The sequence below is a fragment of the Ruminococcus sp. genome, assembly GCF_019423705.1.
Classification (GTDB): domain Bacteria; phylum Bacillota; class Clostridia; order Oscillospirales; family Ruminococcaceae; genus Hominimerdicola.
In genome coordinates, this window is the sequence record NZ_JAHZAX010000001.1 from 115,570 (window position 1) to 135,252 (window position 19,683).

The following is a 19,683-nucleotide window of genomic DNA, read 5'->3' on the forward strand; positions in this document are numbered from 1 at the left end:
CCTTTTCATATTTATATCGTATTTGTATCATTATTCAACAATTATAAAATAATCAGACCACGCTCGATAGCCGAAGGCTCTGCGCCGTAACGTATGCCCTCGATAATGTGCACAAGGTTCGATACCTCGATGCTGCAAAGCTTCATAAAAGCGTAAAGTGAAACTGGCGCCGAAACGCTTGAAGCGATGATGTGGGAAAGATATCTGTACTGTGCGCTGTTTATCTTGGTCTCGATATAATCGCTTTCCATTCCGTCTCTGCCGTACCTCGTCTTGTCAAGCCAAGATATCATATCCTCGGGGGCTTCAAGCTCGTAATACTTATCCAGCCGCTTTCCCATTCCGCCCTCAGAACCGACACCAGTCTTGACTTTTATCTGCCGCTTTCTTATATCCTCAGCACCATATCCGAAAAACGCCTTCATTCTGTAAGCGTTTATAATGTTCATCGAATCTATCTCACGGCATATTATCTCTTTTATCTGTGAATACTGATCGTGAGGGAACTCTTTTTTCGCCGCCTCAAGCAGATCTCTGTAATAAGCCGTCCTAAGCCGCAGCTCACATTCAGTATAGTCCGCCGAACCGTCCTCCAGCGGCGGGATCTTCACAAGTATCTTATAATAGGAAGTGTTTTTCAGTATCTTCAAAAGCTCCTCATAGCTTTCCGCCCTGCTCATTTCAAGCAGGCTGACCTTTGAGTGCTTTATGACATATCCGGGCAAGTCGTTGAGATAGGAATTATCCAGCCCTGAATTTATATTGTTTATCATCGAAAGAATACATTCTATCTCCTTCTTTTTGATAAGGAAATCATAGAACGATATCTTGTCAAGCTCCTGAAAGCTGCAAAGCCTTATATAGGTGTTGAAACTGTCTTTTTGCAGCAGCTCTTCAAGGAAACCTCTGTGCACCGTGTTGGGGTCAACGTCCTTGAAAGCGTTTTTGTATCGCTGGGTGTGGGATAAATAATCCGCCGCCTCCGCAACGCTGCGCCGCATAAGCATTTCGTGATAATTTTCTTTTGTGAACATCTTTCCGTGAAGATATCTTATCTTTGCCACCGTCGCATTGGTCGCATAACTGTCAAGCACATTTCCGCCCCCTGTCTGTTATATCATTATGTAGGGGCGAACATCGTTCGCCCGTTTATTTGCCTCTGTTTCAAACATCTGCAAATCGCCGTGTATTACAAGCTGGTAACAGCGCTGAATATCTCGTCCTCCCACTCCTTGTGGTGAGCATTATATATATCCTCCAGCGCATTTATCTGTCTGCTCTCGCTCCCTGTGATCTTGTCGGTCTCAGCCTTTATCCTTGCGTCCACCTCCGCCGCCTTTTGCGCCTTGTATTCCTCAGCCTCACGGAGAGCGTCCTCTTTAAGCGCCGCCTGCTCAGCCTGTGTCTTTTCTATAAGCTCGCCGCTTTCCGTCTGAGCCTGTTCAAGCCTTTCGGAAGCCGCCTTGTCTGTTTCAAGTATCTCTGTGATGATATCCATTGCGTTATCCTCCGTGATCAATTTGTGCCCATACGCTATTTGTATGTAGGGGCGAAAATTGTTGTTCGACAATGCTCTCAACAATTTTTGGTCGCCCGTTGGTTTACTGCCTTTTTGACAGTCTCCAATGCACTACTATATTATAGTATAAGCAACACCGTACATATAATTGTACACCAAACCTGCAATAATAGCAAGTCTGACCGAAATTTTGATATATTTTTTGTGCATTTTGCATTATGGGTAGCAGAATACTTTGGATATATTGCCTCTGGAAAATTCCGTTTGTATAGTTTACACATTTTATCAATTCGATAGGCAGGAAAATTAGTCTAATATCCCGCCCCGCCGACCTTGACAAATGGGCGCAAAAGTGGTATAGTTGTATGTATCACACAAACATCTGTATGTTGGAGGTGGACTTTAGATTGGAAAACGGACAAAGCAGACTTGTGATAGTCAGCTCGGAAGTGCTTCCCGACATAGTATTGAAAGTGCTTGCCGCAAAGCGAATGAGGGCACGGGGCGAAGCTTCCACCTCGACAGAAGCGTGCAGAATGGTGGGCATATCACGAAGCGCTTATTATAAGTATAAGGACTCTGTTTTCAATTATGAGGAACAGCTCACAAATAATATCGTCTCGGTGTATTGCATACTGAGAGATGAAAAGGGCGTGCTTTCCTCCATAATTTCAAGGCTCTATGAGCTAAACACCAATATTCTGACAATAAACCAGAATATCCCTATCGACTCGGTGGCAACGGTCACTTTCTCGGTACGTTTCGAGCACGACGTTATGAGCACCGCCGCCTTGACTGAGGAACTTTCCAAAGTCCCCGGCGTAGTAGAGGTAAAAATAATCTCGGGCGAATAAACAAAATGTAGGGGCGAACATCGTTCGCCCGTTACCCCTTGTTCACCTTTGGTGGCAACATTGCCCTTGAATATATCTGATATAGTAAAAAGATAATTTATAATTTTATAAGGAATGAGGATTTTTTATGAGTAAGGTAGCAGTTATCGGTTACGGCGTAGTTGGTTCGGGTACAGTCGAACTGTTTATGAAGAACCGTGAATCAATTTCAAAGAAAATAGGCAGAGATTGCGATATCAAGTATATCCTTGATCTGAGAGATTTCCCCGATTCTCCGTTTGCCGACAAAATGATAAAGGATTTCAATATCATCCTTAACGACGATGAAGTCGAAGTCGTTGCAGAGGTCGTTGGCGGAACAACTTTCGCTTATGATTATACAAAGCAGCTCCTCGAGCACGGCAAGAGCGTTGTAACATCAAACAAGGCTCTCGTTGCCGCAAAGGGCGCAGAGCTTCTCAAGATTGCAAAAGAGCATAACTGCAATTATCTCTTTGAAGCAAGCGTTGGCGGCGGTATCCCTATCATCAGACCGCTGAACAAGTGCCTCGCCGGCAACGAGATACTTCAGATATCCGGTATCCTCAACGGCACAACAAACTTTATCCTCACAAAGATGATAAAGGATCAGATGTCATTCGAGGACGCCCTTAAAATGGCTCAGAAACTTGGCTATGCCGAAGCTGATCCAACAGCCGATGTTGAGGGCGAGGACGCTTGCAGAAAAATCTGTATCCTCGGTTCACTTGCATATGGCAAGCATATCTATCCCGAAATGGTTCATTGCTCTGGTATCACAGGTATCACACTTGACGATGTTGAGTATGCTTCAAACGCAGGCTATGTTATAAAGCTTATCGGCTCAGTCAAAAAGCTCGACGACGGCAGAGTTTCCGCTATCGTTTGCCCAAGACTCGTTCCAAAGACAAATATGCTGGCTTCTGTTGACGATGTTTACAACGCTATCAGCGTAACAGGCGACGGCGTCGGCGATGTTCTCTTCTATGGTCAGGGCGCAGGCAAGCTTCCAACAGCTTCCGCAGTTGTCGGCGATATAATCGACTGCCTCAAGCACCACCACAGAGTTCTCGCTCTCAGCTGGGAAGATTGCGATGATAAGTCATTCGTTGCACCATACAAGGAAATGGACGTTTCAATGTACGTCCGCATTAAGGCAGAAAACGCCGAAGCTCTCAAGTCCTCGATCTCCGAAATGTTCGGCAAGCTTATGTATATCGAGCGTTCGGGCAGACCTGAGAACGAGCTTGCTTTCATCACACCGAATATGAAAGAAGCCGATATCGACACGAACCTTACCATTCTTTCTCATTCCGCAGAGATCGCAAGCAAGATAAGAATGTATTGATTTGAAATAAAAAAGGGGCGGACGATTTCAGTCCGCCTTTTTCTATAAAACAAATGCCACACAAAAGGAGTTTTCGCAATGATAAAAATACAGATACCTGCAACCTCCGCAAACCTTGGCGCAGGCTTTGACGCTTTGGGACTTGCCCTCACGTTCTATAACTATATTGAAATGGAAGAGTCTGACAAGATCGACATTACCGCTGCTGACGGACTTAACGTCCCCACAGACGAAAGAAATCTTATTTATATCTCCGCCAAAGACCTTTTTGCAGTCTGCGGCAGAAAGCTCGAAGGGCTAAAGCTCGTTCAAACAAGCAATATCCCTATGGCAAGGGGTCTCGGCTCGTCCTCGGCCTGCATAATCGCAGGACTTGTGGGCGCAAATAAAATGCTTGGCGACCCACTCACAAAGGACGATCTCGTCGATCTTGCGGCGCAGATCGAAGGCCACCCCGACAACACCGCACCTGCCCTGCTGGGCGGCAATGTCACAGCAGTTTTTGACGGCAGAAAAGTCCATTGGGTAAAGCAGGAAGTTTACACAAAGCTGAAATTCGTGGCGATAATCCCCGATTTTGAGCTTAAAACAGAGGAAGCAAGAGCCTGCCTGCCGAAGGAAGTCTCCCATAAGGACGCAGTTTACAACCTGTCAAGAGCGGCGCTTTTCTCGGCTTCACTCCTCACAGGAAAGTTTGAAAATCTCCGTACAGCCGTTGACGACCGCCTCCACCAGCCGTACAGAATGAAGCTTATCCCACATTGCGGCGATGTTTTCGATATAGCCTACACCCACGGCGCATACGCAGCCTACATAAGCGGCGCAGGCCCGACAATTATGGCGATAGTGGACGAAAGCAACGAATTTTTCGCAGGCAAGATGAAATTCTCCCTTGATAATGCAGGCCTTAAAGGCTGGCAGGTCAAGGAGCTGCGCATTGATAATGACGGCACGAAGCTGATATAGTCAACATAAATACATAAAAACAACGGGCGAACGATGTTCGCCCGTTTTGCTTTATCGCAATATTCTATTAAATATACATTATTAAACCAGCCTTGCCGATATCATATCACAAAGAACAAAGCCACCCTAACAATAGCCGTCGCAAGCATTGAATAATACGCCGTGCCAAGCAAAAGCTGGCTTGCCCAGTAAATGTCATTAGGCTCGCAAGGCTTCAACGCCCTGCCGATAACAGGCTTGCGCACAAGCTGTCCGCTGTAATATTCATCGCTGCCAAGCTGGATACCCAAAGCACCAGCACAAACAGATTGCGTCTGCGCAGAATTAGGGCTTGGCGATCTCCTGCGGTCGTGACTATAAACTTTTGAAGCGTTCTTGCCGTCCAAATGCAGATATGCAACATTCAATCGCATAAACGCCGCCGCTATCCTCGCAGGGATAAATGACAGCACATCGTCAAGCTTTGCAGGAAATTTGCCGAAATTGCGGTAGGTCTCAGTCTTGTAACCAACGGTGTTGTCAATAATGTTGACAGTCCTGTAAAGTATCGCACCGAAACCGCCAAGCAAAGCACCCCAAAATATCGGGGCAACAGCCCAGTCGGTGGTGTTTTCCGAAACGGACTCAACTGCGCACTTTATAACATCTTCAATGTTCATTTCATCAGTATCACGGAATGTTATTGCGCCGACACGCTTCTGAGCAGCGGACAAATTGCCCGTGCGAGTGCAGCGGCGAACAGCAGCAGCGCTGTTTCTGAGTGAGCGAATAGAAAGCGCCGACCAGCACATTATACCCTCGATAATGATACCGAGCAGAGGGGAAACCTTGTAACCCACCAAGAGCAGGCCGAAGCTGACCGCACCAACGATGAGCAAAACAATGCAGGTCATCATAATGCCGGCCATATGCTGAGCCTCGGGGGTACTTTTGTAACTATTTCTGAAAACGCCGTCAAGCTTTTTGACAAGAGCTTTGATGAGATTTTGTGGATAGAGCAGAAATTTAGGGTCGCCGAGCAGCATATCGAGGGCAAAGCCGAGAGCGAGAGCTGCAAGAGTATTCATCAACATATCAATACGTCCTTCTTTATGGCATAATAACACAATAAGTTATAATAATTATAGCATAAAAATATAGGATTTTCAATAGTTTTGAGAGCAATAAAAAACAAAAACAAAAGCAAAAGTAAAACAAAAAAATTGCAAGCAACTAAGTATATAAAACAGCAAAGCGCCCCACACCAAACGTGCAGAGCGCAAATATACAAGTATACAAAATATAAATAAAATATCAACCCAAAGGACAAATATTCCGCCTGTTCTCAGCTATCCTCTCATCAATGCCAGCAACCTCAGGCTTTATAAGACTGGACGTTCCGGCTACGAACATTCTCGCTCCGGCCTCGTAAAGCTTGCGGCAGTTCTCGTTGGACATATTGCCGTCAGTCTCAATGATGATGTCAGAGTGTCCGTTGTCATCAAGCCACTTGCGTAAACGCCTTGCCTTGTCGACCGTGTTCGGCACAAGCTTCTGTCCCGCAAATCCAGGGTTTACCGTCATTACAAGCACTCCGTCAATGAAATCAACTGCCTCTTCTACTACGCATATAGGCGTGCCCGGATTGATCGCAAGTATAGGCTTCGCACCTATCGAGCGCAAATATTGCAGACACTTCGCAATGTGCCTTGTGCTCTCGTAATGAACAGCCGCATAATCGCCCTCTCTGATGTCAAACCATTGCAGACGCTCCTCAGGCTTCTCGATCATAAAATGAAAATCAAAAGGTATGTCAGTAAGTTCTCTCAGCTGCTTGACATAATCAGGGTAAAGCGTAAAGTTCGGCACAAATGCTCCGTCCATTACGTCAATGTGCAAATATTCAATTCCGTTGCGTTTGAATGCTTCAAGATATTCCTTTATCTGTCCCAAATGAACACACATCATTGAAACCGAGATCATACCCTTGTCCATATCTATCCTCCTGTTTTCTATCTTAAATTTATCATTTCTTATCCGACTTTTCAGCCTTATTAGGCTCAATGCCCATTATAAGCTGATCTATAACCCTGTCGGTGGACTTGCCGTCTGTATAAGTGAAGTTCTTCTTTATGAAGCCCTCCATCTTCTCAAATTCGTAATCCTTGTCCCTCAAAGCCGTCATAAGCTCGTCAAAATCGTGTACGATCTTGCCCGGTACAAGCTCTTCATATGGCTCGTAGAAGTCTCTCGTGGCCTCGTAATATTTCTGATCGAAGGCAAAGAAAAGCATAGGCTTTCTCAGCAGCGACATCTCATAAATGATCGAGCTGTAATCCGTAATGAGAACATCAACGATAAACAGAATGTCATTGACCTCTCTGTAATCGGAAGCGTCAAGTATCCTGTGAGCGTACTCGTCAGGAATCTCAACGCGCCTCTTGACAAACGGGTGAAGCTTCACGATAAGAACTGAGTCAGTCTCCTCAAGGAACTTGCCCCAAGCCGTCAGATCAAGCCTGTCAAATGGGAAATATGCGTTGTTCGCATTGTCGCCCCTAAAGGTCGGCGCATACATATAAACTGTCTTTGCGCTCTTGCATTCTGGGAATACATCGAGCATTTGCGCCCTTGTCTTTGTCTTGTAATCCTCATCAAAGAATATGTCCGTCCTCGGTATTCCCACAGGATAGAACTTTCTCTCGTCAATGGCAAAGCCCTCGGCGTGATGAAGTGCAGAATGATAAGAACTTACAGGAACGTGGGTGTAACACTTGTGCACCCTTGTGTTGAACGGAGGTGCACCCGGCTTGCCAAGTCTCTCAAATCCCAGCGACTTGAAAGCGCCGCAAGCGTGCCAAACCTGCAAAACCTTTACATTCTTTGGATAATCAACAAGATATATGTCTGGATAATAGTCGTCAATAAGAATAATATCCGACGTAGCAAGATAATAAGTGAACTTTATCATCGCAGGAATGGACTTGTGCTCAGTAATGCTTGCCTTGAAGTCAAATCTGAACTGATACTTGCTGTCAAGTCCCCTCTCGATCATTCGATCATAAATGACCTTTTCATTTCCGCCGATCTCAGCCCTCGAACCGCTGGCAAAAAGGATAATATCGCCGTTCTTCTTTGCAAAATGCGTAAAGAACTTGTAGGTCTTTTTGAAAGCCCATATCTTCATTCCGTAAAGGTCTCTGATAATAAGCTTTTTCCTGTTTGCAAGCCTTTTCGCCATTCTCTTTGGCCAAGTCTGGGAAGGCTTTGGCTCTTTGTATGTCACCGCAAGGGCGTACTCAAGGCTGTCCATATCGCTCTTTGACTCGGCGTAGAAAAGGTTCTCCGCACCACGTCTGAGCTTGAAGTTCATCGGGTTGTCCTTAGTATTGTCCTCGATAGCTTCCAACTTGTCGGAAATTATGCAGGGATACTCGTTTGTGAGCACCTGCTTTGAAAGGCACCTGCCCTCTTCATCATAGGTTATCTTGAGCAGAGAATTGCCCCTTAGAACATAATCAACAGTATCGGTAGATATCTGCGGCTTTCTCATACCCTTGTACTTTGTGAATATCTTCAGCGCATAAACGCCTGTTGCGATAGGCGCTTCATTGTTTGCGGACATAATATTTACAGTCAGATGAAAGTGCGTTCCGCTTATGTCAAAATGCTGGGCAGGGAAGCAAAGGGTCCTGTCCCGCGTGATAAATCTCGCCGTAAGCTCTCTGAGTTCTTCCTTCTCAAAGCCGATAAGCTCGCCCTCGATATGAAGTATAACTCTCTTGAATTCAACTCTTGTGAGCTCTGCGAATTTTTTGTTTCTCTCTTTTAATCTCTCTATGGTCTTTCTTCTGTTCCCGTATATCTCTTCTAATTCGGGAGTCATATTATCCATTAAAACTATTCCTTACTTTCCGCCGATCGACAAACGCCGACAGGCTAAAAATCAAATATATCGTTGTAAAAAACCGTATCACACGATCAATACGATCAATCGTCAAAAGTAAACATTACCTTCAGAGTGAACTCGCCTGTATTTCTGATAGCGGAGAACGCCTTTTCATTGTCTTCGATAGTGAACGTGTGCGTGATAAGATCGGCAAAGTTAACGTCGCTGTGCTCGAATATCTCAAGAGCGTGCTTCCAGTCGTTCACTCTGCTGTTGTAGCTTGAATTCCAAGAGCCCTTTACTGTGATCTGCTTTCTCAGTATGGACCAGTAAATGTTCTTTGGCAATATAAGATCAGTCGAAGGATTTCCCACCAGCACGATATTGCCCAGCGCACCTGTTGACTCGATAGCGGAAGCGATAGCCTCGTTTGAACCAACAGCCTCGAATGTAACGTCAGCGCCGTCAATGCCGATTATCTTCTTTACCTGTGCAGGCAGATCGTCAACGCCTGTGTCAACAACGTCAAAACCAAGCTTTTTCGCATATTCAAGCTTGTTCTTTGAACGTCCCGCAATAACTACCTTGCCTGTCTTTGTGATCTCCTTTGCGAAAAGTGCTATCATAAAGCCGATAGTACCTGTACCGATGATAACAACGTTCTGTCCCTCTTTGATATCGCCGATATTTACAGCGTGCATTGAAACAGCCGCAGGCTCGCAAAGGGCAGCAGTCTTGTAATCAAGGCTGTCGTCAAATGGAACAAGGTTCCATACAGGCACAACGAGATATTCCGCCCAAGCGCCGTCCTGTCTTGAACCGAAATAGCTGTATCCCGAACATTGCGCATACTCTTCCATTTTGCAGGCCTTGCAATGCTTGCAAGGGAGCATTGGGAATACGCAGGAACGCTTGCCCAGCAGGCTCTCGTCAACGCCGTCGCCGACTGCAACGATCTGTCCCGAAAATTCGTGTCCGGGGATAGTCGGGAAATGATATGTTCCCGTAACGAAACATCTCGGCATATCGCTGGAGCAAATGCCGCAGGCCTTTATCTTGAGCAGAACTGTTCCCTCTTCAAGCTTAGGAACGTCCACCTCTGTCACCCTAAGATCGCCAACGCCGTAAAGCACCAGCGCCTTCATCTTCTCGGGTATGTTTATCAAGCTTTTCATAAAAAAGTCCTTTCTATTAGCCGAAATAGGCTATTGACTATTTATTTTATCTTTTTATTATTTATAATTTATATTTTATCCCCCAGCAGCGTTCTTACGATAAGAAGATCGCTGTCTGTTGTTATCTTGAAGTTTATAGCGTCACCCTCGATAAGGTGGATAGGCTGATCGTTCATCGTGCATATCTGAGAAGTGCCCGTGATGACCTTTTTCTGCTCCTCGGTAAGATTATCCTGCATTTGGATAAAGTGTGCAAGTCTGAAACTGTCGGGAGCTTGTCCGCTGTAAAGTTCGCTTCTCACAGGGATATCCTCAACATATTCGCCGCCCTTTGAGTGCAAGATAGTGTCCGCACAAGGCAGTCCGCATACGCAAGCGCCATACTGCGCCGCACAGTCGATAGAGTCGTTGAGTATCTTCTCAGTAACAAAAGGTCTCACAGCATCGTGGATAACGATAACATCATCGTCGTGAAGTCCGTTGTCCTTTGTGATAGCATTTGTGACATTGTTGATAGTGTCCATTCTCTCCTTGCCGCCGAGGATTATCTTGACCTTGTGGCTTTCGGGAATGTTCTTTTTCACCTGCTCGTTCATATAGTCCTCATAGTCCTTGTGAACGGCGATATAGATATAGTCAAACCTCTTGACCTTGAGCATATTTTCAAGAGTGTAGATTATGATCGGCTTACCTCCGATCTCGATAAACTGCTTAGGTATCTTTGAGCTTTTAACTCTTGTACCCGTGCCCCCTGCGAGCATTGCTCCGTAAATCATAAACAAACTCCTAACTGATATTTGATATTTATATTATAATAATGTATTGTCAACTTAATATTCGCTTCCCTGCGACATAATATAATCCACGATCCTCTCGGTAGAATGGCCGTCGCAAGCGCCCATAAATCTTTCTCTGAAATCCGATATGGCAAGAATATCCGCCTCGCCACGCTTGATAGCCTCGATAAGTCCAGCATTATCCTTTACGACAGGCCCTGGCAGGAAGCTATGGTCATAGGGATAATAAAATCCCCTGTAATCGTAAAATTCATCAAGATCGAAAGCATAGAATATCATCGGTCTTTCAAAAAGCGAGTATTCAAAAATAAGCGAGGAATAGTCCGTTATGCACATATCCGCCGTAAAAAGCAGATCTTCTATGCGCATTTTATCCGTCACATCAAAGGCAAAATCTCCGCAGTTCTCGGGGATATCCCAGCTTTTTTTCACAAAGCTGTGGCGCTTTATTACAAGCACATATTCGCCGCCGAAATTCTCTTTCAGCGCCTTTATATCGAGCTTTTCGGGGATATAAGCCTTATCGGCGTCGCCACGATAAGTTGGCGCATAAAGCAAAACTTTCTTCCCCTCCGCCTCGGGACAATTCTTATAAAGCTCCTCAAAAGCCTTTACACGGTTCTCTTCCTTAAAGAAAAAGTCCGTTCGTGAAACGCCTGTTGCCTGCACGCAATCGTTATCAAGTCCGAAGCCGAAAGCTTCCTTGAATGCCCATATGCACTCCTTGCTGCTGACAGTACAAAGTGTATAGCTTGTGTGAGCAGGGAATTTTCTCAGCTCTTCAAGGGATTCGCCGAAAGACAGGTCGGTGATACTTTCGCCCCATTTTTTGAACGCACCGCAGGAATGCCAAGTCTGAATGACCTTAGTGCCATTTCTGAACTTGAAAGCGCCGAAAAGGTTGCAGGTATCGTTGAGCAGCACGCAGCCTGCGTTGCCCATAAGCAAAGTAAGTTTCAGATATCTAAGCAGATAGCCCATTCCGCCCTTATTGTTGTGGACGTAATAGACCACAGGCTCAAGGCCACGATTTTTCAGCTCCTCATAGATATATCTAAAGCTATCCGTAAGCACGCCGCTTCTTATCTCGGCCAAAATGACCTTATTCTTATTCAAAGGCCGCAGGCTCGAGACTTTATAAAACAAGGGATAAACGCCCTTAAACATCACAATTTTGGCAGCATTTCTGACCGCCTTTTTTAAACCGCTCATTATTCACCCTACATTATATCACAACATAAATATTTTGTCAATAAACATAAAAACTATGCAAATGATTTGTAAAATATGCACATATTCTCATTTTGCGAAAACTTATTTTGATTATTTGCACTTTTTGATAAGGTAAGTTTTAAGGATAGCGGCGGTAGTTTTAGCGTCTGGCAATTTGTTATCCATAACCATTTTATAAGCTTCCTCGAGAGGCATTTTAGTAACGTCAAGGAACTCGCCCTCATCGAGGTGCTGTTCGCCGAAGTCAAGGCCTTCCGCCATATACATATGGATAATTTCGGTATCATAAGCGACAGTAGGATAAATGCAGCCGAGGTAAGTCATTTTCTCAGCGGTAGCGCCGATCTCTTCCTTGAGCTCTCTTTTACCGCACTCGAGGTGATCCTCGCCATACTCCAATTTACCGGCAGGGACTTCCATAAGCGCCGTACCAAAAGGATATCTGAACTGCTTAACGAAATAGACGTTTTCTCCCTCGTCCAGCGCTACGATACAAACTCCGCCCGGGTGGTGGATGACTTCACGGGTAGCTTTATAGCCATTTTCAAGCTCGACCTCGTCGCAAGTAAGGTGGACTACCTTGCCTGTATATATTTCCTTTTCGCTTATTTTCTTTTCGTTTTGGTACATTGTGTTTGCAACTCCTTTATATTTATGTTGGTTCGTTTTTTTCGTACTGAGAAGCTTTCAAAAATCATCGCCAACGGCGATTCCTTCATTCCTCACTACTAACTACTTAGCGTTAACTTCGTCTTTCGACTTTCTCTTGCCAAACTTCACCGCACCCAAATATACTATCAATGCGCCAAAGCCCACTACTGTTATGATCTTTCCATAGAAAAGTCCCTTTGTCTCATATGTGAACTGTATCTCGCTCTCTCCCTTAGGACAAAGCACAGCCATAAAGCCATAGTCTACTTTCTCAATGTCAACAGCCTGTCCATTAACAGTCGCCGTCCAGCCGTCATCATACGGCACAGAGAAGAATACAAGATTGTCCCTGTCAAGGTCTATTTTCGCATTGAATCCATAAGAATCATAGCTGAATTCCGAGCAGCTATTCTTTCTTCTGTCAAGGCAGTTCTGATAATATGCGTCCTCAGAATAGTCCGTGCCCTTGAAGCTGTAATACTGGAGAATGTCTTTATATTTTGTTATCTGCTCCTGATCAAGCACAAGCGCTTTCATCAGCATCATTGTCTTGTCTACCTCAGAAGCCTTCTGAATGTCAGAATCAACGCAGTAATAATCGTATGTGAAGCCCATTGGAACATAATATTTGTTCTCGTAAATGTTGAAGCCGTTCTGCGTGTCAACATATTCAAAGCCCTTTAATGTGCTTATTGTGTTAGGCGTTGAAACAGGTTCTTTGCCGTTTCTTTCATTTTCTGTCAGCTCGTTGAAATAATACTTGACGGAGAAAAGGCTTCTCAGCGGATAAACTTTCGTCTCCATTCTTGAAGCAACGTCTCTTGTCTGATCTATTGAGCTGTAAAAGTCCATTATAGATGTTGAAACAACGCTGTGGAAACATCTCATTGAAGAAAGTCCCCAGAACATACACCAGTTGTCAACATTTTCAGAAGTGTCTATTCTGTAAAAGCTATTGTCGGCATTGTAATTTTTGGACTGCTCTTCAAGCTTTTCCATATTGATATTATCGCTGCCGTTGATGGCTCTCTTGATATAGTCGGTATTGTCCGTGCCCTGCGCAACGCCGTAGATTATTGATGAAGTCATACAGATCACAACAGCGGCGGCGGTCATTCCCGAAGCGACTTTCATATAGTCAACTTTCTTTTCAGCCACGACGTAGATAAGCACGCCAAGCATAACAGTCATAAGGATAGTTACGATGGCTTGGATATAGTAAAGCTCTATATACTCAGGCACTTTGCCGTACTTGACAACGCCGTTTTCATTTGTCGGCAGAAGTCCGATACCGATGAATATTGCGCAGACAACGCAGACAGGCACAAAGCCTTTTTTGAGATCGTCCTTATTTTCCGAAAGGACTTTCGCTGTCATAAGGCACATAAGCAGGATAGGCATATAATACCATCTTGCGTAATAAGAGGCATTGAACAGCACAAAAGTTGAGTTCAGTATCGGCACGCAAGCCATTATGCCGAACACGATTATAGCCTTTGAGAGCCAGTTGTCCTTGCTCTTCTTTCTTGTTCTCATAAATGCGATAACGCCCGCCATTGAGAACATTGGCAGATAGCCTGCCATTGAAGCCCATCTTGCCTTATCGGAATTAAGGATATTGATTCTTGCAGGCATATCAGAGAGCATAAAGAAGGACTGGATAATTCTTGGTATTCTAACATTTTCGCTGTAAATAACGAGGTCAAGGCCGTAAAGTCTTTCGTTCACACGGTAGTTATCCATAACGGTGAGGGCAGATGGCAGGAAGATGATAGCAGATATCATCACGCCGATAACAGCCTCGAGGATAAGCAAACCGAACTTTTTCATATCTATATCGAAAGTCTTATCGAGGCATCTAATAAAGAAATAGATGACAACGAAAACGACCTCGCAGGCAAAGAAGAAGTAGCTTATTGTAGCGCAGAGTGCGACCGTGATAGCGAACACGCCTTTTTTATTTTCCTGAACGAGCATTTCAAATCCCAGCAGGAGCAGGGGGAAGAAAGCAGTAGCGTCGTGGAAGTGGTTAAAAAAGACGTTATAGGTCTGGAAGCCTGAGAAGGCATAAAGCAGTCCGCCGATAAAGCAAGCGTTGGTATTATCGACGAAATATCTTATATAAGCATAAGCCGAGACGGCAGCGATAGCGGTTTTAAGCGCCAGCAGCCAAGGTATAAGATAAGGCACGGCTCCCGATGGGAACAGCACGGTCAGCCAGAAAAACGGCGAGCCCAGCAAATAGAACGAATACGAACCCACAAAGCTTGAACCAAGGTCAGTACCCCAATCCCAGCCCATATTACCGCCGCGGACGGCGTCGTGTGCGTGCTGATAGAACATCATCTGCTGTGAATTGAAGTCGCCATAATAAAGGAATATACCCTTATTGACTATCATAGACGGTATAAACGAGATCATCATACCGATAAAAGCCGTAACAAACAGCAGCAGATATTTTTCTTTCCGCTTATTCTGCATATTTTCGGGGCTTTTTAGTACTCCGCTTTTTCTAAACATTGTCATTTCCTCTTTTTCTTACATTTTTTACTCTTATTTTTGGCAAAAAGCCGTATATAGTTTTATTATATCACAGAGGAGTTATAATTGCAACTGTTTTTGGTGGGTTTTATCGGCTTTGTTTGAATGCCTTCCCTACATTGGTGTGTCGCAAAATTGCTTCGCTCTTTGCGAGGGGACTGACATAAATGAGATCGGCGCAGGATATATGCTTCGGCATTACAAAAAAAGAAGCTACAACTTTCGTTGTGCTTCTTTTACATTTATTCTGCGCCTACTAAAGTCGGCTATCGCCGATTGAGACTCTGTCTCAAACTCTGCAAGGGACTCTGTCCCTTGACTCTGCTTGGGGCTATCCCCAAGACCCCACTTAGGGCGCTGCCCTAAGAACCCGCAAGCGCTCTAACGGCGCGCTTGAGCCTCCGTTTTAATTTCGCTGCGCTAGTTTTTGTTTCTTAGTCGGGTCTTTTCATTTGTTGCTTTCCGCTTCTATTTTTACTTCACAAATTTCTCTAATTTATTTACCAACAGCCCCATTTCCTCTTCCGTACCGACTGTTATCCTCAGATAGTTATCTATTCTCGGCTTATCGAAATATCTGACAAATATGCCTTCCTCACGCAGGTATGTGAATATCTCTTTCGCCGAAAACTTTTCGTGCTCAGCGAAAAGGAAATTCGTTTCGCTGTCAAGCACCTTGAAGCCCATTTCTCTAAGTTCTGCGGCGGTCTTGTCCCTTGTGGCTTTGATCTTTTCGACAGTTGTGCGGAAATATTCCTCGTCCGAAAGGCTTGCTATGGCTGTTTCAATTGCAAGTTGGTCGAGCGGATAGGAATTGTAGGAATCCTTCACGGCCTGCATATAGCTGATAAGCTCGGCGTTTGCGAAAGCCATTCCTATCCTCATTCCTGCCAAGGAGCGTGATTTCGAGAACGTTTGCGTTACGACGAGATTGTCGTACTCTTTCACAAGGTCAACGCAGGAATATCTGCCGAAATCCGCATAAGCTTCGTCGATTATCACAATGCTGTCCTTATTGTTGTCGAGAAGCTCCCTTATAAAGTCCTCTCCAACGCCCAAACTTGTTGGAGCGTTAGGGTTCGGAATAACTACGCCGCCGTTTGGAACGCAGAAATCTTTGATATTTATAACGAAATTTTCGTCAACTTTCTTTGTTTCGTATGGTATTTTCAGAAGATCGCACCAAACCGGATAGAAAGAATAGGTGATATCAGGATAGATTATAGGCTTATCGGAATTGAAAAATGCACGGAAAGCCGTGGCTAAAACGTCGTCTGAGCCGTTTCCGCAGAAAACATTTTCGCTTTTAAGTCCAACTCTTTCCGCCAAAGCCGCTCTCAGCGCCGAAGCGTCTGCACTTGGATATTTTCTGAAATCCGAAATATTTTTCGTTTCCAACACCTTTTTCACCTTCTCCGACGGCGGATAAGGGTTCTCATTGGCGTTGAGCTTTATTATCTTGTCGTTTTTTGGCTGTTCGCCTGCAACGTATGGCTCTATATTAATAAGGTTCTTTCTCCAAAGCTTTTCAGACATTTTCACATTACCCTTTCTGTTTTCTGTTACCTACTCGCTATGTTTTATCATAGTAAAGCATTAATATAAATCATTATAGCACATAGCTGGGCTGTTGTCAAATCGCAAAGCAAAAAACTCCCCCTAATGGGAGAGCTTTAGTCTGTTCATCTTTCAGAACTGTCTTGATCAGTCCACATATTCTCTAACTCTGAGGTGGATACCGACTCTATCGGCAACGGCCTGAGACTTCTTTATCTCCTCCTCGCCGATAATATCAACGACTGTGAGCATAACATTTGGCACGAACTCTTTAACTCTTTTAGCAAAAGAGAGCATTTCCTCGAAGCAATTTACGCCCTTGAACGAAGGTCTTGTGACCTCGTCGTAGGCTTTTTCGTCAGAGGCGTTCAAGCTGATAGAGATGATATCGACAAGCCCTTTGAACTCGGCAGGAGTTTCACGTTTATTGATAAGGTCGCTGAGTCCATTGGTATTAAGTCTGACAGGAGTTTTGGAGACAGACTTTATATACTTAGCGGTCTCCTTGAGGATTTCCAGCTCGCAAGTAGGTTCGCCATATCCGCAGAAGATCAGTTCCTCATAGCTATCAAGGTCTCTTGTTTTGAGGTTGTCGATTACCTCCTGCGCAGTTGGCTGGTGCTCGAGCCAAAGCGGGTCAGAACCATACGCACCGTCGCCGTTATGGCGTATACAGAACGTACAGTTACAAGGGCACTTATTTGTTATATTGAGGTAGAGCTTTTTGCCTATCTCATAGGATATATTCATTGCTTTTACCATTTTGATTACCTCTTTTTGTAATATATTAAAGTATCAGAGCAAACGGGCGAACAATGTTCACCCCTACAAGAGAAATATCATCGCCAACGGAGATTCCTTCATTCCTCATTCCTCACTTAAAGGCGTATCTGCCCATTGCCCGAGATAAGATACTTAGTCGTTGTCATTTCCTTCAATCCCATAGGTCCTCTTGCGTGCAGCTTTTGCGTGGATATTCCTATCTCTGCACCCAAACCAAACATTCCGCCGTCCGTGAACCTCGTTGAGCAATTCACATACACCGCTGCCGAATCCACTCTCTTCTGAAATTCCTGCGCTGCAAACAAGCTCTCCGTCACGATACACTCGGAATGTCCAGTGGAAAATCTGTCAATGTGTTCAAGCGCCTGCGCCATATCGTCCACCACTCTAATGGAAATGATGTAGTCAAGGAACTCTGTGGCATAATCTTCCTCGTCAGCAATGGTAACATTCTCTGCGCCAAGTATCTGCCTCGTCAGCTCGCAGCCCCTTATCTCAACGTGGTGCTTGTCAAGCCTTGCCTTTAGCTTCGGCAGGAAATCTTCCGCAATATCCCTGTGTACAAGACAGCTCTCAACTGCGTTGCATACCGACGGACGTGACGTCTTGCCATTGTCAACTATATCCACCGCCATATTTATATCTGCGCTTGCGTCAACATAAACGTGGCAATTGCCTGTGCCTGTCTCGATAACAGGAACGGTGGCGGTCTGAACGACTGCCCTTATGAGCTGTGCGCCGCCCCTCGGGATAAGAACGTCTATGTAGTCGCTGGCTTTCATCATATCAATGGCGTTCTGCCTGTCGGTATTCTCCACAAGCTGGATAATATCAGGACTGAATCCCGATCTTTCAACTGCCTTTCTCATAAGGTCGGCGAGCATTTTGTTTGAATTGATAGCTTCCTTTCCGCCTCTGAGGATAACGGCGTTGCCGCTCTTCAAGCAGAGGATCGCACCGTCAACTGTGACGTTCGGTCTTGCCTCATAGATTATGCCGATAACGCCCATTGGCACTCTTACTTTCTCGATCTTCATTCCGTTTGGCCTTGTGGAGCCCGAAACGACTTCGCCGACAGGGTCGTCAAGCTGGCAAAGCTCTTCGCAGGCTTTAGCCATTCCCTCGATACGGCTGTCGTTGAGGGCAAGTCTGTCAAGCATAGCTTCGGACATTTTTCTTGCTCTTGCGTTCTCAAGATCAACGGCGTTGGCTCTGATGATATCCTCCTTGCAAACTCTGAGGATATGTGCGATCTCGAGAAGCGCGTCATTTTTCTGTGTTGTTGAGGCGAAAGCTATCTCCTTTTTGCAGGCCTTAGCCCTTTCGCCCAAGATGTCAATGTAACTCATTTTTAGTATACCTCCCCATTAACAGCTTACTGTTAATTTAATCATTTCAGACTGTCGCAAAAGCAGCGTACCAACGGGCGACCACAAATTGTTGTGAGCCTTGTCGAACAACAATTTTCGCCCCTACATTAGAATTGCGTATTTAAGCGCATATGTAGAGGACGGCGTCCTCTACGTCCCATTTGTTTCGGACTTTCTCAACAGCCCAGACTGTTCATTGTTGTTATCAGCTATTAGCTGTAAAAAGTGTTCCGATCGGTTTATTTTCAAAGACCTTGTAAAGGTGTCTCGGGTCACGGCCGTTCATTATTATAAGGTCTATACCGCCCTTTTTGCATATCTCTGCGGCCTTAATTTTTGTCGCCATTCCTCCCGTGCCGAGGGACGAACCTGCGCCCCCTGCGATAGCCCTTATCTCCTCGGTTATTTCTGGAACAACAGGGATAAGCTCTGCGTCGTCATATTTATGAGGGTCCTTGTCGAAAAGGCCTTCGATATCGGACATTATTATAAGTAGGTCGGCATTTGCAAGAACTGCAACATTTGCCGCAAGGGAATCGTTCTCGCCCATTTCAAGCTCCAGCTCATCGATAGACACGGTGTCGTTCTCGTTTACGATAGGGATAGAACCAAGCTCGATAATGCGCTCGAGGGCGTTTTGCACATTGGTGCGTCTGTCCTCCAGCAGGATATATTTTGTCAGCAAAAGCTGAGCAACGTTAAGGCTGTATTCAGAAAAGAGATTATCGTAAAGATACATAAGCTCGCATTGACCGACGGCGGCGCAAGCCTGTCTTGTGGGGGTATCCTTCGGTCTGTCCTTTATGCCAAGCTTTGCTCTGCCAAGTCCAACAGCGCCGCTTGACACGAGGATAATTTCGTGGCCTGCGTTTTGCAGGTCGGCAAGTGTCTTAACGAGCTGCTCAACACGGCGGATATTAAGAAGCCCCGTGCTATGGGTCAGCGTGGAAGTTCCCACCTTCACCACAACTCTTTTCTTTTTTGTCATATCTATTTCTATCAT

General features: G+C 45.1%; 17 protein-coding genes. 3 read left to right on the forward strand and 14 right to left on the reverse strand.

Going from position 1 to position 19,683, the window contains the following annotated elements:
- Positions 1-41: 41 nt before the first annotated feature.
- Both QZ371_RS00490 and QZ371_RS00495 read right to left on the reverse strand, forming a co-directional pair.
- Positions 42-1,094 (reverse strand): V-type ATPase subunit, encoded by a 1,053-nt coding sequence (locus QZ371_RS00490; protein WP_295207464.1) that lies wholly within the window; start codon positions 1,092-1,094, stop codon positions 42-44.
- Positions 1,095-1,189: 95 nt separating this feature from the next.
- Entirely contained in the window at positions 1,190-1,498 is a 309-nt protein-coding gene (locus tag QZ371_RS00495; RefSeq protein WP_295207467.1) for a hypothetical protein, read from the reverse strand.
- Between the two features lie 428 nt (positions 1,499-1,926).
- Between QZ371_RS00495 and QZ371_RS00500 the strand changes: the two genes are divergently transcribed.
- The 3 genes from QZ371_RS00500 (at position 1,927) to thrB (ending at position 4,705) form a co-directional block, all read left to right on the forward strand.
- On the forward strand, positions 1,927-2,373 hold the full coding sequence (locus QZ371_RS00500) for an ACT domain-containing protein (RefSeq protein ID WP_295207470.1): 447 nt from the start codon (positions 1,927-1,929) through the stop codon (positions 2,371-2,373).
- Between the two features lie 127 nt (positions 2,374-2,500).
- Positions 2,501-3,739 carry a homoserine dehydrogenase gene (locus QZ371_RS00505; RefSeq protein ID WP_295207474.1) on the forward strand — a complete coding sequence of 413 codons (1,239 nt, stop codon included), beginning with the start codon at positions 2,501-2,503 and terminating at the stop codon, positions 3,737-3,739.
- Between the two features lie 78 nt (positions 3,740-3,817).
- On the forward strand, positions 3,818-4,705 hold the full coding sequence (gene thrB / locus QZ371_RS00510; RefSeq protein ID WP_295207477.1) for a homoserine kinase: 888 nt from the start codon (positions 3,818-3,820) through the stop codon (positions 4,703-4,705).
- Positions 4,706-4,806: 101 nt separating this feature from the next.
- Here thrB and cbiB read toward each other — a convergent pair whose 3' ends face one another.
- The 12 genes from cbiB to proB form a co-directional block, all read right to left on the reverse strand.
- On the reverse strand, positions 4,807-5,778 hold the full coding sequence (gene cbiB, locus QZ371_RS00515; protein ID WP_295207480.1) for an adenosylcobinamide-phosphate synthase CbiB: 972 nt from the start codon (positions 5,776-5,778) through the stop codon (positions 4,807-4,809).
- A 220-nt stretch (positions 5,779-5,998) separates the two neighbouring features.
- Complete coding sequence (locus QZ371_RS00520) at positions 5,999-6,679, reverse strand: ribulose-phosphate 3-epimerase (RefSeq protein WP_295207483.1); 681 nt, start codon at positions 6,677-6,679, stop codon at positions 5,999-6,001.
- A gap of 31 nt (positions 6,680-6,710) precedes the next feature.
- Positions 6,711-8,579: a CDP-glycerol glycerophosphotransferase family protein gene (locus tag QZ371_RS00525; protein WP_295207487.1), complete on the reverse strand. Its 1,869-nt coding sequence runs from the start codon at positions 8,577-8,579 to the stop codon at positions 6,711-6,713.
- A 95-nt stretch (positions 8,580-8,674) separates the two neighbouring features.
- Entirely contained in the window at positions 8,675-9,748 is a 1,074-nt protein-coding gene (locus QZ371_RS00530; RefSeq protein ID WP_295207490.1) for a galactitol-1-phosphate 5-dehydrogenase, read from the reverse strand.
- Positions 9,749-9,816: 68 nt separating this feature from the next.
- Entirely contained in the window at positions 9,817-10,524 is a 708-nt protein-coding gene (locus tag QZ371_RS00535; protein ID WP_295207493.1) for an IspD/TarI family cytidylyltransferase, read from the reverse strand.
- 54 nt (positions 10,525-10,578) lie between these two features.
- Positions 10,579-11,757: a CDP-glycerol glycerophosphotransferase family protein gene (locus QZ371_RS00540; RefSeq protein ID WP_295207496.1), complete on the reverse strand. Its 1,179-nt coding sequence runs from the start codon at positions 11,755-11,757 to the stop codon at positions 10,579-10,581.
- Positions 11,758-11,868: 111 nt separating this feature from the next.
- Positions 11,869-12,408, reverse strand: a complete 540-nt coding sequence (locus tag QZ371_RS00545) for an NUDIX hydrolase (RefSeq protein ID WP_295207498.1) — start codon at positions 12,406-12,408, stop codon at positions 11,869-11,871.
- A gap of 102 nt (positions 12,409-12,510) precedes the next feature.
- The gene (locus QZ371_RS00550; RefSeq protein WP_295207501.1) at positions 12,511-14,949 is read right to left on the reverse strand and encodes a YfhO family protein; all 2,439 of its coding nucleotides are present in this window, start codon (positions 14,947-14,949) and stop codon (positions 12,511-12,513) included.
- A gap of 495 nt (positions 14,950-15,444) precedes the next feature.
- Positions 15,445-16,506, reverse strand: coding sequence for a histidinol-phosphate transaminase (gene hisC / locus QZ371_RS00555; RefSeq protein WP_295207504.1), 1,062 nt, complete (start codon positions 16,504-16,506; stop codon positions 15,445-15,447).
- 168 nt (positions 16,507-16,674) lie between these two features.
- On the reverse strand, positions 16,675-17,289 hold the full coding sequence (locus QZ371_RS00560; protein ID WP_295207507.1) for a TIGR04100 family radical SAM protein: 615 nt from the start codon (positions 17,287-17,289) through the stop codon (positions 16,675-16,677).
- A gap of 116 nt (positions 17,290-17,405) precedes the next feature.
- Positions 17,406-18,659, reverse strand: a complete 1,254-nt coding sequence (locus QZ371_RS00565) for a glutamate-5-semialdehyde dehydrogenase (protein ID WP_295207510.1) — start codon at positions 18,657-18,659, stop codon at positions 17,406-17,408.
- A 226-nt stretch (positions 18,660-18,885) separates the two neighbouring features.
- On the reverse strand, positions 18,886-19,683 hold the full coding sequence (gene proB, locus QZ371_RS00570) for a glutamate 5-kinase (protein ID WP_295207512.1): 798 nt from the start codon (positions 19,681-19,683) through the stop codon (positions 18,886-18,888).

What these genes read in the sequence shown, in the direction of transcription:
- QZ371_RS00495 (WP_295207467.1), bottom strand. Translation starts at nt 1,498, where the DNA reads ATGGATATCATCACAGAGATACTTGAAACAGACAAGGCGGCTTCCGAA.
- QZ371_RS00505 (WP_295207474.1), top strand. Translation starts at nt 2,501, where the DNA reads ATGAGTAAGGTAGCAGTTATCGGTTACGGCGTAGTTGGTTCGGGTACA.
- thrB (WP_295207477.1), top strand. Translation starts at nt 3,818, where the DNA reads ATGATAAAAATACAGATACCTGCAACCTCCGCAAACCTTGGCGCAGGC.
- cbiB (WP_295207480.1), bottom strand. Translation starts at nt 5,778, where the DNA reads ATGTTGATGAATACTCTTGCAGCTCTCGCTCTCGGCTTTGCCCTCGAT.
- QZ371_RS00520 (WP_295207483.1), bottom strand. Translation starts at nt 6,679, where the DNA reads ATGGACAAGGGTATGATCTCGGTTTCAATGATGTGTGTTCATTTGGGA.
- QZ371_RS00525 (WP_295207487.1), bottom strand. Translation starts at nt 8,579, where the DNA reads ATGGATAATATGACTCCCGAATTAGAAGAGATATACGGGAACAGAAGA.
- QZ371_RS00530 (WP_295207490.1), bottom strand. Translation starts at nt 9,748, where the DNA reads ATGAAAAGCTTGATAAACATACCCGAGAAGATGAAGGCGCTGGTGCTT.
- QZ371_RS00535 (WP_295207493.1), bottom strand. Translation starts at nt 10,524, where the DNA reads ATGATTTACGGAGCAATGCTCGCAGGGGGCACGGGTACAAGAGTTAAA.
- QZ371_RS00540 (WP_295207496.1), bottom strand. Translation starts at nt 11,757, where the DNA reads ATGAGCGGTTTAAAAAAGGCGGTCAGAAATGCTGCCAAAATTGTGATG.
- QZ371_RS00545 (WP_295207498.1), bottom strand. Translation starts at nt 12,408, where the DNA reads ATGTACCAAAACGAAAAGAAAATAAGCGAAAAGGAAATATATACAGGC.
- QZ371_RS00550 (WP_295207501.1), bottom strand. Translation starts at nt 14,949, where the DNA reads ATGTTTAGAAAAAGCGGAGTACTAAAAAGCCCCGAAAATATGCAGAAT.
- hisC (WP_295207504.1), bottom strand. Translation starts at nt 16,506, where the DNA reads ATGTCTGAAAAGCTTTGGAGAAAGAACCTTATTAATATAGAGCCATAC.
- QZ371_RS00560 (WP_295207507.1), bottom strand. Translation starts at nt 17,289, where the DNA reads ATGGTAAAAGCAATGAATATATCCTATGAGATAGGCAAAAAGCTCTAC.
- QZ371_RS00565 (WP_295207510.1), bottom strand. Translation starts at nt 18,659, where the DNA reads ATGAGTTACATTGACATCTTGGGCGAAAGGGCTAAGGCCTGCAAAAAG.
- proB (WP_295207512.1), bottom strand. Translation starts at nt 19,683, where the DNA reads ATGATAGAAATAGATATGACAAAAAAGAAAAGAGTTGTGGTGAAGGTG.